We start from the raw sequence: 14,430 nt of genomic DNA, 5'->3' as shown, positions 1-14,430 counted from the left end.
AATCTCGAACGGGTCTATTCGGGAGGAAACATGTCGGAAACCGCGCCTGCCCAGCAGCGAGGCGTGCGGCTGCCGCGCACCGAGCGGCGGGCGCAACTGCTCGCGGCGGCGCAGCGCGTCTTCTCCGCGAACGGTTACCACGCGGCGGCGATGGACGAGATCGCCGAGCAGGCCGGGGTGTCGAAGCCGGTGCTGTACCAGCACTTCCCCGGCAAGCTCGACCTGTACATCGCGCTGCTGGAAAGCCACGTCGACGAGCTGGTGGGGCGCGTCCAGGAGGCGCTGGCGTCGACGACGGACAACAAGCTGCGCGTGCAGGCGGCGGTCGGTGCGTTCTTCGACTTCGTCAACAACGACGCCGGCGCGTTCCGGATGGTGTTCGAGTCGGACCTGCGTGGCGAGCCGGCCGTGCAGGACGCGGTCGACAGGGCCACGTCGGCCAGCGTGGACGCCATCACGGAGACGATCACCGCGGACGCGGGCCTCGACGAGGCGAAGGCGCGGCTGCTGGCGGTCGGGCTGGTGGGCATGAGCCAGGTCAGCGCCCGCTTCTGGCTGACGCACCACAGCACCATGAGCCGCGAAGAGGCGGTGGCCCTCACCGCGACACTCGCGTGGCGCGGCATCGGCGCGGGCTTCCCACTGCAGGGCAAGTAGCGGCGCGCCGGCGGCCGGGCGCCCGCTCCGGCGGGTTTGGCGGGTGGGGCAGGCGCTCCGGCGGGTTTGGCCGCGCTCCGGCGGGTTTGGCGAGTGGGGCAGGCGCTCCGTCGGGCCGGGTCGGCTCCGGCAGCCGAGCATCCGCTCCGGGGGCCCAGGCACTCGCTCCCCGCCAGGTCGGGCCGGACAGGCCAGGCATCCACTCCCCGGCGGATCGGGCCGGGCGCCTGCTCCGGCGGTTTAGCTGGCCGGGCCGGGCACCCACTCCTCGGCAGGCCACCCGCTCTCCGGCGGCCGGGGCCGCGTCGAGGCTGCTCGCCCTATCCGGCCACCGGCCGCCCACCCGCTTCTCCAGCCAGGCACCCCACCGCTCACGCAACCCGCCCCGGCACCGGCCGCACCCCACCGCCTCCCGCGGCCACACCCCGCCACCACCCGAGCAGGTCACAGCACCAAGGCACAGCACCCCGGCACCCCCCTGCGGCACCGGCGCACCCCGCCGCCACCCGACCCCGCCGCGAGCCCACCCGCCGGAACTCACCCCCGGGCGGCCTCCACCAGCCACCTCAGCCGCTGCGCCACACCCTGCCGCCGCTCGTACGGCAGCTCGTGCCCCGCACCGGGGAACAGGACGAACTCCGCATCCGGCAGCTCGGCCGCGATCACCCGTGCGTGGGACACCGGAGTGAGCCGGTCCCGGTCGCCGACGAGCACGACGCTCGGCCTGCCCGCGAGCCTCGCCAGCGCCTCACGCCGGTCGTGCCGCGAGATCGAGTCGCGGAAACCGCCGATGCTCCTCGGGTGCGCCCGCAGGAACTGCGCGGTCATCGCCCGCACGTCCGCGCGGTCGACCTTCCTGCCGAACGCCAGCCACTTCGTCGCCGGGCGAGCCAGCGCCGCGGGCACCGGGACGGACTCCTTCTCGTACCGCGTGAGCATCCGCGCCAGCGCCTTGTCGACGCGGATCGCCGCGCGTCCGGCCGCGCCCCGCAGCCCGAGCGTCATGCGGTCGAGGTTCGAGCACGACGTGGCGATGAACGCGACCCCCGCGACACGCTCCCGCACCAGCTCCGGGTGCCGCTCCGCCAGCTCCATCACCGTCATCCCGCCCAGCGAGTGCCCCGCCAGCACGATCCGCCCCGGCACGCGGTCGGAGACCAGCTCGGCGAGGTCGTCGGCAAGCTGCGCGATCGTCGCCGTCCCGGGCTTGGCCGGGGCGGACGCGCCGTGCCCGCGGTGGTCGTACCGCACCACCCGGACGTCCGGGGGCAGCAGCGGCAGGATCGGCTCCCACTCGGTGGAGTCCTGCGTCCATGCGTGCACCAGCACCAACGTCACCGGAGCGTCCGCTGGCCCCGAAACGTCGACGTACAACGCCGTCCCGTCAGCGGTGACGAACCGGTGACCGACCTTCGCCGCCGTCATTTCGCGAGCAGGAAGGACTTGCGCCACAGGCCCATCCCCGGCGCGCCGACGAGCCCGGCCTCCGTCAGGAAGCCCATGATCCGCTCCCCCGCCCACCGGATCGTCTCCTGGAAGTGCGGGTTCGCCAGCGCGGTCTCCCACGCCTCGCGCGGCCGCAGCCCGACCGCCTTGTACACCTGCGGGTTGATCAGGCTGCGCGTGATCGCGAAGCTGACGGACGCGATGAGCCACCGCTGGTACCCCAGCTCGGCCTTCGACAGCTTCGGCGTCCGCCGCAGGACCTCCTCGCGGGCGAACGTGACGTGCCGGGCCTCCTCCAGGACGTGGATGCGGTTGACCATCCGCACCAGCGGCTGGATGCCCTCGTCGGCCATGCTTTCGCGCTGCAGCCGGTCCAGCACCTCCTCGGCGACGAGGATCGAGCCGTACAGCGCGGGGCCGTACCCGATGAACGGCAGCAGCTTGCCCAGCCGGTGCACGATCTTCACCGGCCCGTACGGCGGTGCCCCGACGCGCTCGACGAAGCGGGCGAACATCGTCGAGTGGCGGCACTCGTCGGCGATCTCGGTCAGCGCGTACTGGACGTGCCGCGTGGTCGGGTCGCTGTTGTAGACCTCCTTGAGCAGCAGCTGCATGAGCAGCACCTCGAAGAAGATCCCGTTGCTCGCGATGCTCGCCAGCTCGTGCTTGCCCAGCTCCACGCGCTGCTCCGGCGTCAGCCGGTCCCACAGGTGCGTGCCGTACAGCGAGCACCGGTGTTCCAGCTGGTACAGACCACCTTCCGGCAGCGGTGCTCCCCAGTCGATGTCGACCTCGGGGTCGTAGAACTTGCCAGCCGACGACTTCAGCAGCCGGTCGGCGGTCTTCTCCCGCCCCTCGTCCTCGAGTGCCCGCGTCATCGCGCCCCTCCGGATTTGTGTGTAACCACCGGTAACAGTTACCTTTGGTAGCATGAGCGCCGTGGCTGAAGGTGTCAAGCGCAGCGGAAAGGGCCCCAAGGCCGACGAACCGGCGACCGGGGACGCCCGGCGTGACCGGTGGCGCAAGCACCGCGTGGCGCGGCGTGCGGAGTTCGTCGAGGCGGCGCTGAAGGCGCTCGACGAGCACGGCCCCGACCTCGCGATGGAGGACGTCGCGGTCGCCGCGGGCGTCACGAAACCCGTGCTGTACCGGCATTTCGCGGACAAGGCCGACCTGTACCTCGCGCTCGGCCAGCGCGGCACGGAGCTGCTGTTCTCCCGCCTCGTCCCCGCGATCAACGCCGAGCTGGCGCCGGTGCCGCGCATCCGCATGGCGCTCGACGCGTTCTTCACCGTCATCGAGGAGCACCCGAACCTCTACCGCCTGCTCGCGCGCGGCTCGTTCACCGAGAAGCCCGCGGACGCCGACGTCGTCGCCGAGGACAAGGAGCTGATCGCGACGGCGCTGACCGCGCTGCTCGGCGACTACATGCGGATGTTCGGCATGGACTCGGGCGCCGCCGAACCCTGGGCGTACGGGATCGTCGGCATGGTCCAGAACACCGGCGAGTGGTGGCTGGAACGGCGTTCCATGAGCCGGGACAGCGTCGTGGAGTACCTGACGCAGATCATCTGGGCCGCGATCGACGGGCTGGCGCGCCAGCAGGGCATCACGATCGATCCGAACCTCCCGCTGGAGGAGAACAAGGTCGTACGTCTTTCGGCGGGGAAGAAGGAGGAGTCGGATGTCGGCTGACGAGGACGGCTACACCGGCACCGCGACGCTGGTCGTGGACGGCACGGAGTTCGCGGTGGAGGTCGAGCTGCGCGGGCACTTCCAGCCCATCGACGGCTACTACCACTGGTACGGCCGGGTCGCCGCGAACGAAACCCTGCACGAGCTGCTCGGCGGCCGGAAGAAGGTGGCCGAAATACGTACGCCGGAAGGCACGGCCCACGGTGAGCTGTCCGACCCCGACCCGTGGGGCCGGTACCGCGTCCTCGGCACGAGCACGCCCCCGTTCTCGGTGCCGAAGTCCCTGGCCGAGATTTGACCTTGCCCCCGGGGCAGGCCCGAACCTGACCGGGTGCACGGCTTCCCCCACTGCCACGACCTCGGCGGACTGCCCACTCGATCGGGCGTGACCGCACACGGCGCCTTCTTCCGCTCGGCGGCACCTCGCCCCGGGGCGGACTGGCGCAGCGCCCGTCGAGCCGGCATCCGCACCGTCGTGGACCTGCGCAACGACGACGAGATCGAGCCGTACGACGCGCCGGGCATGGACGTCGTGCACGTGCCCCTCGACGACGTGGCCGACGTGGAGTTCTGGCGCCAGGTCCGACGCGAGGGCCGTGACGGGAGCCCGCTGTACTACCCGCTGTTCCTGGCGCGGAAGCCGGAACGCTGCGCCGCCGCGATCGCCGCTCTCGCCGAGGCCAGGCCAGGCGGCGTGCTGTTCCACTGCGGCCTGGGCCGCGACCGGACCGGCCTGGTCGCACTGCTCCTGCTCGCACTCGCCGACGTCGAACCGGCGGCGATCGTCGCCGACTACCTGCGGGCGGCCCGGTCCGCGGCGCCGCACCAGGCCCCGCTGATCGAAGCCGCGCTGCGCCACCACGGCACCACCCTCGCGGGGGCCGTCCGCGCCACCCTCGACGGGCTCGACCCGGCAGGCCTCCTCCTGGCCGGCGGCGCCACGTCGGCGCAGCTCACGGCCATCCGCACCCGGTCAACGCACGAGGGACGCCCCCGCCGGAGCGGGAGCGTCCCTCGTGCGCGGTGAAAGCCGGACTACGAACCGACCGCGAACCCGACCCGCCGCACGTCGGTCGGGGCGATCTCGACGTAGGCGATCCGGTCCGACGGGACCAGGAACTTGCGGCCCTTCTCGTCGGTGAGGCGGAAGACGCCGTCGGTGGCCTTCAGCGCGTCGGCGACCAGCGCCTCGACCTCCTCGGCCGTCTGGCCACTGGACACCACCAGCTCACGGGGGGTGTCCTTGATGCCGATCTTGACCTCCACGGGTGACCTCCGCCTATCTCTTCGTCACGCTTGTTGCCCTAGAGGCTATCCGAGCCCCAGCTTCTGCATCCGTTTGGTGTGCCCCTGTTGCAACCGCCGGAACAGCGCCGCGATTCCCGCGAGATCACCCGAACCGGACACGATCAGCTCGGCCAGCCCGTCCCGTTCCGCCGCGACGTACTGCGCCTGCGTCAGCGCCTCCCCCAGCAGCCGCCGCCCCCACAGCGCGAGCCGGTCCCTCGTCTTGGGGTCGGCCTCGATCCCGGCCGCGACCTCCCGCTCGGCGAACGCCGAGTGCCCCGTGTCGTCGAGCACCGTGAGCACGAGGTCCTTCGTCTCGTCGTCGAGCCAGCTGGCGACCTCGCGGTAGAAATCGGCCGCCAGCCCGTCCCCGACGTACGCCTTGACCAGCGATTCCAGCCACGACTTCGGCGCGGTGGAGGCGTGCCACGCGTCGATGTGCGAGACGAACGGGGCCATCGCGTCCTCCACCGGGACGCCGTGCTTGGCGAGGTAACGCGCCAGGACCTCGTAGTGCCCGATCTCCGCGGCCGCCATCGAGGCGAGCGCCGCGCGCCCGGACAGGGTGGGCGCGGTGCGGGCGTCTTCCGCCATCCGATCGAATGCGGACAGCTCACCGTAGGCGACGACCCCGAGCAGGTCGACGACACCTTCACTGATCTGGGTGGTCACGGCCGTGAGCCTAGTCGCCACTGGAAGAGACCAATCCCACGTGGACACGCCGGACCGAAATGCCGAGGCCAGGGGGGCGGCCGGTACAATAGTCGGTGTATTGACGGAGCTTCCGCTCCGGCGACAGTGCGCCCGTCCGAGAGGCACAGTGCCTTCCACCTGGGACGACGCCGCTGTGGGGCGGATTATCGGGCCGCGTTCGGAAGCGGCTCGGACAACACAGTGTGCGTGCAAGCCTTTTTGCGGCATTCCCGCCGGCCGAACGATTCCGCGGTCGAGTGCCGAGATCCGACCAGGCTGTGCGCGCTGGTACGAGAGAGGCGATCACACTGACCGCGAGCACTTCCCCCAACCGAACAGAAACCGACCCGGTGGCCCTCGAGCACAGCGAGAGCGGCGTGCCCGCCACCGACACCTCGCACCCGCTGCAGGCGGGCGCCGAGGTCAAGCCGGAGAACCCGACCTTCGCCGAGTTCGAGGTGCGCCCCGAGATCGTGCGCGCGCTGGCCGAGGCCGGTATCGAGCGCACCTTCGCCATCCAGGCGCTGACGCTGCCGCTCGCGATGGCGGGCGAGGACCTGATCGGCCAGGCCCGCACGGGCATGGGCAAGACGCTGGGCTTCGGCGTCCCGCTGCTCCAGCGCATCACCACTCCGGGTGACGGCACGCCGCAGGCGCTGGTCGTGGTGCCGACCCGTGAGCTGTGCGTCCAGGTCGCGCACGACCTCCAGGACGCGGGCAAGTACCTCGGCATCCGCACGCTCGCCATCTACGGCGGGCGCCCCTACGAGCAGCAGATCGACGCGCTGCGCAAGGGCGTCGACCTGGTGATCGGCACCCCCGGCCGGCTGCTCGACCTCGCCGAGCAGCGGCACCTGGTGCTGGGCAAGGTCCGCGCGCTGGTGCTGGACGAGGCCGACGAGATGCTCGACCTGGGCTTCCTGCCCGACATCGAGCGCATCCTCGGCATGGTGCCCGAGGAGCGGCAGACGATGCTGTTCTCGGCGACGATGCCCGGCCCGATCATCACGCTGGCCCGCACGTTCCTGAACCGCCCGACGCACATCCGCGCGGAGGAGAACGACGCCGGTGCCGTGCACGAGCGCACCACCCAGTTCGTCTACCGGGCGCACTCGCTGGACAAGCCGGAGCTGCTCGCCCGTGTGCTGCAGGCGAAGGACCGCGGGCTGACGATGGTCTTCACCCGCACCAAGCGCACGGCGCAGAAGGTGGCCGACGACCTCAGCGAGCGGGGTTTCGCGGCGGCGGCCGTGCACGGTGACCTCGGCCAGGGTGCGCGTGAGCAGGCGCTGCGGGCGTTCCGGTCGGGCAAGGTCGACGTGCTGGTGGCCACCGACGTGGCGGCGCGCGGCATCGACGTGGACGACGTCACGCACGTGATCAACTACCAGACGCCCGAGGACGAGAAGACGTACGTGCACCGCATCGGCCGCACGGGCCGCGCGGGCAAGACGGGTGTCGCGATCACCCTCGTCGACTGGGACGAGGAAGCGCGCTGGAAGCTGATCTCCGACACGCTCGGCCTGGACATCCCGGAGCCGGTGGAGACCTACTCGACGTCGAAGCACCTGTTCACGGACCTCGACATCCCGGAGGACGCGACCGGCAGGCTGCCGCTGGGCAAGCGGACGCGGGCCGGGCTGGCGGCCGAGCCGGAGGAGAAGATGGGCGGCCGGAAGCGCCGCGGTCCGGAGTCCCCGGCGCCGCGGACGCGCAAGCGCCGCCGGACGCGCGGTGGCGCGGCCGCGGCGGAGGCCGTCGAGGCCGCGGACGCCGCCGCGAAGACCGGATCGAGTGATGCTGGGGCGGGCTCGGGTGCTTCCGGCTCGGCCTCGGGCGCGGGTTCGGGTGCTTCCGGCTCGGCTGCTGGCGCGGGTTCGGCTGCCGCTTCGGACTCGGCGGAGGAGCGCCCCGCGACGCGCCGCCGGGTGCGGACGCGCAGTGGCGAGACGGCTCCGCCGTCGGCCGAGCGTGAAGCGGGCGGTGAGAACCCGGAGCGCCCCGCAAGGCGGAGGCGTCGTCGCCGCTCCGGCGCGGCAAACGCATCCGATACGCCTGCTTCGGCAGACTGAGCGAGGACGCCAGTCGCGCCGATCACGGGAGAAGTGCAGGTGAGGGAGCCCGCCGAGGGTACGTCGAACCACGACGAGCGCCAGGAGGAGACCGCCCAGCGCGGCGGTCCCCCCGAACCAACCGCACCGTCGACGGCTGAACCGTCACTGCCCAAGCCACCCCCGGCGGCTTCGGATCCGGAAGCGGAGGGGCCCGGAGCTTCGGCTCCGGAGCCTTCGGGGCCGAAGGCGGAGGGACCCGAGGCTCCAGGTCCGGCGGCTGCCGCGGAGACCACGGCGACCTCTGAGCCCGAGGCTTCAGGCCCGGAGGTGGAGGGGCCCGAGGCTTCGGGTCCGAAAGCACACCCCCCGGCGGCTTCAGGCTCGGAAGGTGCCGAGCGCCCGGCGACTTCCGCCCCGGAAACGGAGGGGCCCGGAGCTTCGGCTCCGGAGGCGGAAGGGCCCGAGGCTTCGGCTCCAGCGACGGCCCCGAAGACCAAGGCGACCTCTGGGCCGGAGGTGGCCGGTCCCACGGCGGTGGTCTCGGAGCCGCAGGCGCCTGAAAGCGCCCAGGCTCCGGCCCTTGCCACCCCTTCGGCCGAGGCGGCTGAGCGCTCAAGGCCGGAGACCGCCCAGGCTCCCGCGCCTGCAGACGAAGGTGCCGAGGCTCCAATGGAGCCCTCGAGGCCGGAGACCGCCCAAACTCCGGCAACTACCGCGCAGGCGGCGGGACGCGCCGAAACTCCAGCGGAAGGCCCTGGGATCCAGGCGGAGGATTCCGCCCCTGAGGCCACCATCGCTGAACCTGGCACCGCGGCCACCCTGCCCGAGGGTCCCGTCTCCCCCGGAGCCGGACCAACCACCCCTGCCTCCGACGTCGCCGCACCCACCACCGGCACCTCGGCGGCCACCACCGCTGAAGCTGCCACCCCAGCCACCCCAGCCGAAGCCCCGACCTCCCCCCGGGAGCCCAAGCACGCCCTCGGCACCCGGGACAACCTCCGCCCCGTCACGCTCACCCCCGACGCCCGGCCCGGCTCTGGGCGGCACCGGCGCCGGTCCGACGATCCCGACGCCACCGACATCATCGGCGTCGAGGATGTCCTTGCCGCGGCCTCCGGCGCCGCCCCGATCGTCCGCAGCCAGCCCCGCCGGCACGTCCAGCGCGCCCGCCGTTCGCCCTGGAGCAGGCCCCGCGACAAGGTCATCGCCGTGCTCATCGCGGTCGCCGTCGTCGCCGTGGGTGTCACCGTTTGGGCGAACAGCGAGAGCCGCGCCACGATCTCCGAGACCGCCGGCCCCGCTCCCGCCCTGCCCGAAGTCCCCGCCGCCGTCCCCGCCCAGCTCAGCGAGCTCTGGCAGGCACCGAGCGGCGCCGCCCCAGAACCGATCGCCGCGGGCAAGTCCGTCGTCACCGCCGACGGCGGCGAACTCGCCGGGCGCGACCCCCTCACCGGGCAGGTCCGCTGGCGCTACGCCCGCGACCTGCAGCTCTGCACCGCCGCCGAGGGCTGGTCCCGCGCCGTCGCCCTGTTCCGCAAGGACGGCCTCCGCGGAGAGACCGGCTGCAGCGAAGTCATCGCACTCGACCCCGACACCGGGCACCGCGAAGCACAACGCACCGGTAGCGCCCAGCTCGGCGCCGGCCTCGTCGCCGACAGCTCGTACGTCACCGCCTTCGGCCACACCCTGCTCAACACCTGGCGCGACGACCTCGTCGAAACCGTCGAATACGGGCAGGTCCCCGCGCTGGTCAACCCCGGCAAGCAGCCCCGCACCGGCTGCACCTACGGCTCCGTCGCCATGGCCTCCAGCCGCGTCGGCGTGATCGAGCGCTGCCCCGGCGACCCCGGCGACCGCCTCACCGTCTACCGCGCCGCCCCCAAGGACGCCGACCAGCCCCAGGTGTCGTTCAGCACGCTGCTGCCCGGCGTCTCCGGCCGCCTCGTCGCGATGTCCGGCGACTACGTCGCGGTCGCCCTCGCCGACCAGAAGCAGCTCGTGCTCTACGGCGCCGACGGCAACGAGGTGTCCGCGTACCCGCTCGACCTGCCGCCCGAGGACCTCGCGAACGACCCGGCCAACGGGATCCCCGTCACGTCGTCCACACCGTCCACTGTGTACTGGTTCACCGGCTCCAAGCTGGTGGCGCTCTCCCGGGACAACCTCACTCCGAAGTGGACACTCAGCTCCGCGCTCGGGCCGGGCGTGTTGTTCGACCACCAGCTCGTCGTGCCGATCCAGGGCGGGCTGGCCGTGCTCAACGAACAGGACGGCTCCACCATCCGCACCCTCGGCATCGACCGCCACGGCTACACCGGCCCCGTCCGGCTCGCCGCGATCGGCCCCGTCCTCCTCGAACAGCGCGGCCAGACGCTGGTGGCGCTCCGATGACCGGGCCGCTGACCCCGCACGCCGCCGAGCGCGTCGACCTGCCCGGCCCGCTCGCCGCGCTCGTCACGAAGAAGCCCGGCGACGCCGTCGCGCTGCTGGTGCCCGGCTACACCGGGTCCAAAGAGGACTTCGCACCCATGCTGGACGGCATGGCCGAAGCCGGGTTCCGCACGGTCGCGATCGACCTGCCGGGGCAGTACGAATCGCCCGGCCCCGAAGACGAGTCCGCGTACCTGCCCGCCCCGCTCGGCCGGGTCGTGGCCGGCGTGGTCGAACACCTGGCCGCCGACGGAAAACCGGTGCTGCTGCTGGGCCACTCGTACGGTGGCCTCGTCGCACGGGCCGCGGTGCTCGCGGGCGCGCCGGTCGCCGGGCTGACACTCATGGACAGCGGACCGGCCGCGCTCCCCGACGGCCCTCGCCGCACAGCGCTCAGCCTCGGCGAACCGCTGCTGCGCCGGCAGGGCATCGAGGCCGCGTACGCCACACGCGAGGAGATGTACGCACAGCTCCCGATGCCAGCGGAACTGAAGGAGTTCTACCGCAACCGGTTCGTCTCCTCCAGCCCCCAGGGACTGCTGGGCATGGCCGACGGCCTGCGCCACGAACCCGATCTCGTCGCGTCACTCGCGGAAACGCTGCGCGAGCGCGACGTGCCCGCGCTCGTCGTGGCGGGCGAGGGCGACGACGCGTGGAGCGTCGCTTCCCAGCAGGACATGGCCGCACGCCTCGGCGCCCCGTTCGCGCTGGTGCCGAACGCCGCGCACTCCCCCAACACGGAGAACCCGCGCGGTCTGCTCGACGTCCTGCTCCCCGTCTGGCGGTCCTGGCGCTAGCCCCACCAGAACAGCCACAGCGCCAGCAGCACCACCACGACGACGACAGCTCCGGCGACACCCGCCACGGCGCCGTCACGGCGGTCGGCGAAACGCTGCGCTGCCAACGCGAGCACGGCCGCCACGGGATGCCCGACCAGCAGCCACACCCCGGGCCCCGGCGCACCCAGCAGCGCGCTCACGACGCCGGCGCCCAGCACGATCACGGCGAGCCCCGCCAGGCCGGCGGCCAGTGAGCCCGTCAGCCCGCGCCACCACCGCCCGCGCCGGGGTCGCTCACCCTCGACAGCGACGACCTGCAGTTCCTCGGTACTCACGCGGCCTCCTCGGCGGACGTGGTGCTGAACGGTTCGCTCGCAAGCTCCCTCACGGCGCCAGCAGCTCCCACGGCTTCGCCTGCGGCGCGGCCTGCTGCCCCTCCGGGCAGCTCGGCCGGAAGTCGCACCACGAGCAGCGCGTGCCCGTGTTCACCGGGAACAGCACGTCACCGTCCCCGCCCGCGGCCAGGGTGTCCGTCGCCAGGCGCACGTCCTCCGCCGTCTCCTCCGCCCGCGACAGGTGGCGGCGCAGGGTGTCGGTCGTGTGCTCGGCCGCCGCGACCGTCCCCGTCGGCAGGTGGTGCAGTTCGACGCGGCGGCACGGGCGGCGCAGCGTGCGGGCGGCGGCCACGGCGTACATCGCAAGCGCTTGCGAGCTGCGGGCCTCGTACTCGTCCGGCGCGCGGCGGCCGGTCTTGTAGTCGACGATCACCAGCTCCGCGCCGCGCTCGTCGATGCGGTCCGCACGGCCTTCGATGATCATCGACGGCGGCTGCCCCGGCTCGGGGTTGACCGGCGCGGAAACCCAGCGCTCCAGCCCGATCGGCGTCGAGGAGACGTCGTTGTGCTCGACGTACTCCATGACCCACGTCTTGGCGCGGTCCCGGTAGGTCGCGGCCTGCTCGGCGTCCGCGAACCCCGCGTCCTGCCAGTGCTCGCTGACCAGCTGGGCGGCGCGGACGGGGGTACGCCGCTCCGGCGGCAGCTCGAACAGGGCGCGCAACGCGTTGTGCACGACCGCGCCCAGCGTGCTGTGCGCCCAGGGACCGGTGCGGGTCGGCGTCGGCCGGTCGAGGTACGTCAGCCGGTACCGGCGGGGGCAGTCGGCGAACGTCGCCAGCCGCGCCGGGCTGACCTTCGTCAGGCGCCGCGGCTCGACCGCGAACTCGAAGCCCAGTTGTTCCACGCCACCACCGTACTCAGGCCCCCGCGATGAACCCGCGCACGGAGTTCGCCACGAGTTCGACGGCGATCGCGGCCAGCAGCAGACCCGCGATCTTCGCCAGCAGCAGGATGCCGCTTTCCCTGATCAGCCGGATGACCAGGCCGGAGTACTGCATGCACAGGAACAGCACGAGGTGCACGACGACGATCGCGAGCGCCAGTGCCACGTACGCGCCGAAGTGCCCGGACGCCTCGCGCACGAACACGATGGTCGCCGCGATCGCACCGGGGCCCGCGAGCAACGGCGTGCCCAGCGGCACCAGGGCCACGTTCACGTCCTCGACGACCTCGGGTTCCGTGCCGCCCTTGCCGGTGAGCAGGTCCAGCGCGATCAGCAGCAGGAGCAGCCCGCCCGCGCCCTGCAACGCGGGGATGCCGATGCCGAGGTACGCCAGTATCGCCTGGCCCGCGACCGCGAACAGGGTGATCACCAGCAGCGACACCAGCACGGCCTGCCGGGCCGCGCGGGCCCTGGCGGCGGGCGACTTGCGGCCGACGAGGCTGAGGAACACCGGCACCGTGCCGGGCGGGTCCATGATCACGACGAGCGTGATGGTGGCCTCGATGAAGACGTTGACGTCGAAGAACGACACTCAGCCCACCGCGACCCGGTAGCCGGACGAGCGGGCGACGAGCGCTTCGAGCGATTCCGGCGGCGTGGTCTCGGCGCCGATCGGGATCGTCTTGTTGGTGCCGTGGTAGTCGCTGGAGCCGGTGGGTACGAGGTCCAGTTCGCGGGCGAGCCCCCGCAGCTGGACGCGGGTCTCCTCGTCGTGGTTGGGGTGGTCGACCTCCACCCCGGTCAGCCCGTGTTCGGCCAGCTTGGCGAGGGTGTCGACGGAGACGACGCGGCCGCGGCTGCGGGCGAACGGGTGCGCGAACACGGTCACCCCGCCCGCCGCGGCGATCATGTCGATCGCCTCCTCGACCGGGGTGTCCTGCCGGGGCAGGTAGTAGCCGCGGCCGGCGCCGAGGTACTCCGCGAACGCCTGGTCCACCGTCCTCACCAGGCCGGCGCGCACGAGCGCCTGCGCCAGGTGGGGGCGCCCGGCCGGGGAGTCGGCGGGCAGCAGGCCCATGATCTCGTCGGCGTCGACGGGCAGTCCGTCGGCGGCCATGCGCTCGGCCATCGCCCGCACCCGGGTGCGCCGTTCGAGGCGCAGGCGCTGCTGCTCGGCGACGATCGCGGGCGACGCCGGGTCGAACAGGTACGCGAGCAGGTGCACGCTGATCCCGTGCGGACCGTCGTGGTAGCTGACGCAGGACAGTTCGGCGCCGGGGACGAGGGTCAGCCCGGGCGGCAGCGCCGCGATCGCGGCGTCCCAGCCCGCGGTCGTGTCGTGGTCGGTGATGGCGATCGCGTCGAGGCCGGCCTGTGCGGCCACCTGGACGAGTTCGGCTGGGCTGTCCGTGCCATCGGAGACGGTCGAATGGGTGTGCAGGTCGATGCGCATCGGACCCATTCTGACCTATGCGGAACCGGGCCCGGCAACGCGAGGCGACCACCTTCGGGGGTGCTCCGCGGCGAGCAGACCGCACCCGCTCGCTTCAGCCGACCATCTTCTTGCCGCGCGCCAGCCGCTGCGCCTTGATCATCGAGAAGCGCTCGCTCTGCTTCTGCTTGTCACCGAAGACGAGCTCGGAGATGGTGTCGTAGAACTCCTCCGGACGGGGGAGGAAGTCGATGCGGTTGAGGGCCTGGATCTGCCCCGCCGACTCCACCACGACCGTGCCGTAACCGAACATGCGGCCCCACGCCGTGCGCTGGTAGGTCAGGTCGGTGACCTTGCTGATCGGCATCATGGCGACCTTGGTGGTGAACACGCCGGTGGTGAGCACGAACCGCTTGTCCGTGACCACCAGCCGCTCGACCCACCACTCCATCACCTTGAAGGCGTAGACCAGCACGACCAGGAGCGCGGCGTACCAGAGGATGTTCTGGACGATGTACATCGAAGGGGGCAGCAGGTAGGACACCATCACGCAGATGGCGAGCAGCGCCACCGCCTCGAAGGTGTCCCAGGCCAGGACCGCCCAGTGCCTGCGGACCCTGACCACCCGCCGCTCGGTGTCGAGCAGGTACTCGTCGGGGTCCCGGGGAGCGAACAC

The 14,430-nt window shown here is 72.4% G+C and carries 16 protein-coding genes; 7 read left to right on the top strand and 9 right to left on the bottom strand.

Going from position 1 to position 14,430, the window contains the following annotated elements; all coding sequences use genetic code 11:
* Window positions 1–30 precede the first annotated feature (30 nt).
* On the top strand, window positions 31–657 hold the full coding sequence (locus tag ABFX51_RS34430; RefSeq protein WP_091511851.1) for a TetR/AcrR family transcriptional regulator: 627 nt from the start codon (window positions 31–33) through the stop codon (window positions 655–657).
* A gap of 537 nt (window positions 658–1,194) precedes the next feature.
* Here the strand turns inward: ABFX51_RS34430 and ABFX51_RS34425 are convergent.
* Both ABFX51_RS34425 and ABFX51_RS34420 read right to left on the bottom strand, forming a co-directional pair.
* Window positions 1,195–2,082 (bottom strand): alpha/beta fold hydrolase, encoded by an 888-nt coding sequence (locus ABFX51_RS34425; protein WP_091511849.1) that lies wholly within the window; start codon window positions 2,080–2,082, stop codon window positions 1,195–1,197.
* Window positions 2,079–2,981, bottom strand: coding sequence for an AurF N-oxygenase family protein (locus tag ABFX51_RS34420; RefSeq protein ID WP_091511846.1), 903 nt, complete (start codon window positions 2,979–2,981; stop codon window positions 2,079–2,081). The genes ABFX51_RS34425 and ABFX51_RS34420 overlap by 4 nt, the downstream gene beginning before the upstream one ends.
* Window positions 2,982–3,033: 52 nt before the next feature.
* On the opposite strand from ABFX51_RS34420, the gene ABFX51_RS34415 reads away from it, so the two are divergent.
* From ABFX51_RS34415 to ABFX51_RS34405, 3 genes are read left to right on the top strand one after another with little or no spacing between them, the layout of a single operon-like run.
* Complete coding sequence (locus ABFX51_RS34415; RefSeq protein ID WP_091511844.1) at window positions 3,034–3,798, top strand: TetR/AcrR family transcriptional regulator; 765 nt, start codon at window positions 3,034–3,036, stop codon at window positions 3,796–3,798.
* Window positions 3,788–4,096 carry a DUF4873 domain-containing protein gene (locus tag ABFX51_RS34410; protein ID WP_091511841.1) on the top strand — a complete coding sequence of 103 codons (309 nt, stop codon included), beginning with the start codon at window positions 3,788–3,790 and terminating at the stop codon, window positions 4,094–4,096. The genes ABFX51_RS34415 and ABFX51_RS34410 overlap by 11 nt, the downstream gene beginning before the upstream one ends.
* Before the next feature lie 33 nt (window positions 4,097–4,129).
* Window positions 4,130–4,825, top strand: a complete 696-nt coding sequence (locus ABFX51_RS34405) for a tyrosine-protein phosphatase (protein ID WP_346056250.1) — start codon at window positions 4,130–4,132, stop codon at window positions 4,823–4,825.
* A gap of 8 nt (window positions 4,826–4,833) precedes the next feature.
* On the opposite strand, the gene ABFX51_RS34400 is transcribed toward ABFX51_RS34405, so the two are convergent.
* Window positions 4,834–5,064 (bottom strand): DUF3107 domain-containing protein, encoded by a 231-nt coding sequence (locus tag ABFX51_RS34400; protein ID WP_091511836.1) that lies wholly within the window; start codon window positions 5,062–5,064, stop codon window positions 4,834–4,836.
* A gap of 45 nt (window positions 5,065–5,109) precedes the next feature.
* Entirely contained in the window at window positions 5,110–5,757 is a 648-nt protein-coding gene (locus ABFX51_RS34395; RefSeq protein WP_091511833.1) for a ferritin-like fold-containing protein, read from the bottom strand.
* Window positions 5,758–6,128: 371 nt separating this feature from the next.
* On the opposite strand from ABFX51_RS34395, the gene ABFX51_RS34390 reads away from it, so the two are divergent.
* The 3 genes from ABFX51_RS34390 to ABFX51_RS34380 all read left to right on the top strand — a co-directional run bounded on the left by ABFX51_RS34390 (window position 6,129) and on the right by ABFX51_RS34380 (window position 11,059).
* On the top strand, window positions 6,129–7,850 hold the full coding sequence (locus tag ABFX51_RS34390; RefSeq protein WP_143249932.1) for a DEAD/DEAH box helicase: 1,722 nt from the start codon (window positions 6,129–6,131) through the stop codon (window positions 7,848–7,850).
* A gap of 1,062 nt (window positions 7,851–8,912) precedes the next feature.
* The gene (locus tag ABFX51_RS34385; RefSeq protein WP_428832524.1) at window positions 8,913–10,223 is read left to right on the top strand and encodes an Rv3212 family protein; all 1,311 of its coding nucleotides are present in this window, start codon (window positions 8,913–8,915) and stop codon (window positions 10,221–10,223) included.
* Window positions 10,220–11,059 (top strand): alpha/beta fold hydrolase, encoded by an 840-nt coding sequence (locus tag ABFX51_RS34380; protein WP_346056249.1) that lies wholly within the window; start codon window positions 10,220–10,222, stop codon window positions 11,057–11,059. Before ABFX51_RS34385 ends, ABFX51_RS34380 begins: the two co-directional genes overlap by 4 nt.
* Here the strand turns inward: ABFX51_RS34380 and ABFX51_RS34375 are convergent.
* The 5 genes from ABFX51_RS34375 to ABFX51_RS34355 form a co-directional block, all read right to left on the bottom strand.
* The gene (locus ABFX51_RS34375) at window positions 11,056–11,376 is read right to left on the bottom strand and encodes a hypothetical protein (RefSeq protein ID WP_091511829.1); all 321 of its coding nucleotides are present in this window, start codon (window positions 11,374–11,376) and stop codon (window positions 11,056–11,058) included. The genes ABFX51_RS34380 and ABFX51_RS34375 overlap by 4 nt on opposite strands.
* Before the next feature lie 49 nt (window positions 11,377–11,425).
* Window positions 11,426–12,283, bottom strand: coding sequence for a RecB family exonuclease (locus tag ABFX51_RS34370; RefSeq protein ID WP_177228851.1), 858 nt, complete (start codon window positions 12,281–12,283; stop codon window positions 11,426–11,428).
* Between the two features lie 13 nt (window positions 12,284–12,296).
* Complete coding sequence (locus ABFX51_RS34365) at window positions 12,297–12,914, bottom strand: MarC family protein (RefSeq protein WP_091511827.1); 618 nt, start codon at window positions 12,912–12,914, stop codon at window positions 12,297–12,299.
* The gene (locus ABFX51_RS34360) at window positions 12,915–13,784 is read right to left on the bottom strand and encodes a PHP domain-containing protein (protein WP_091511825.1); all 870 of its coding nucleotides are present in this window, start codon (window positions 13,782–13,784) and stop codon (window positions 12,915–12,917) included.
* A gap of 85 nt (window positions 13,785–13,869) precedes the next feature.
* Entirely contained in the window at window positions 13,870–14,430 is a 561-nt protein-coding gene (locus ABFX51_RS34355; RefSeq protein WP_091511823.1) for a PH domain-containing protein, read from the bottom strand.

This window comes from Amycolatopsis dongchuanensis (assembly GCF_039542405.1).
Taxonomy (GTDB): Bacteria; Actinomycetota; Actinomycetes; order Mycobacteriales; family Pseudonocardiaceae; genus Amycolatopsis_E; species Amycolatopsis_E sacchari.
This window is presented reverse-complemented; position numbering and strand designations above follow the sequence as displayed.

Coding starts and splice junctions, on each gene's coding strand:
- ABFX51_RS34430 (WP_091511851.1), top strand. CDS start 31: ATGTCGGAAACCGCGCCTGCCCAGCAGCGAGGCGTGCGGCTGCCGCGC.
- ABFX51_RS34425 (WP_091511849.1), bottom strand. CDS start 2,082: ATGACGGCGGCGAAGGTCGGTCACCGGTTCGTCACCGCTGACGGGACG.
- ABFX51_RS34420 (WP_091511846.1), bottom strand. CDS start 2,981: ATGACGCGGGCACTCGAGGACGAGGGGCGGGAGAAGACCGCCGACCGG.
- ABFX51_RS34415 (WP_091511844.1), top strand. CDS start 3,034: ATGAGCGCCGTGGCTGAAGGTGTCAAGCGCAGCGGAAAGGGCCCCAAG.
- ABFX51_RS34410 (WP_091511841.1), top strand. CDS start 3,788: ATGTCGGCTGACGAGGACGGCTACACCGGCACCGCGACGCTGGTCGTG.
- ABFX51_RS34380 (WP_346056249.1), top strand. CDS start 10,220: ATGACCGGGCCGCTGACCCCGCACGCCGCCGAGCGCGTCGACCTGCCC.
- ABFX51_RS34360 (WP_091511825.1), bottom strand. CDS start 13,784: ATGGGTCCGATGCGCATCGACCTGCACACCCATTCGACCGTCTCCGAT.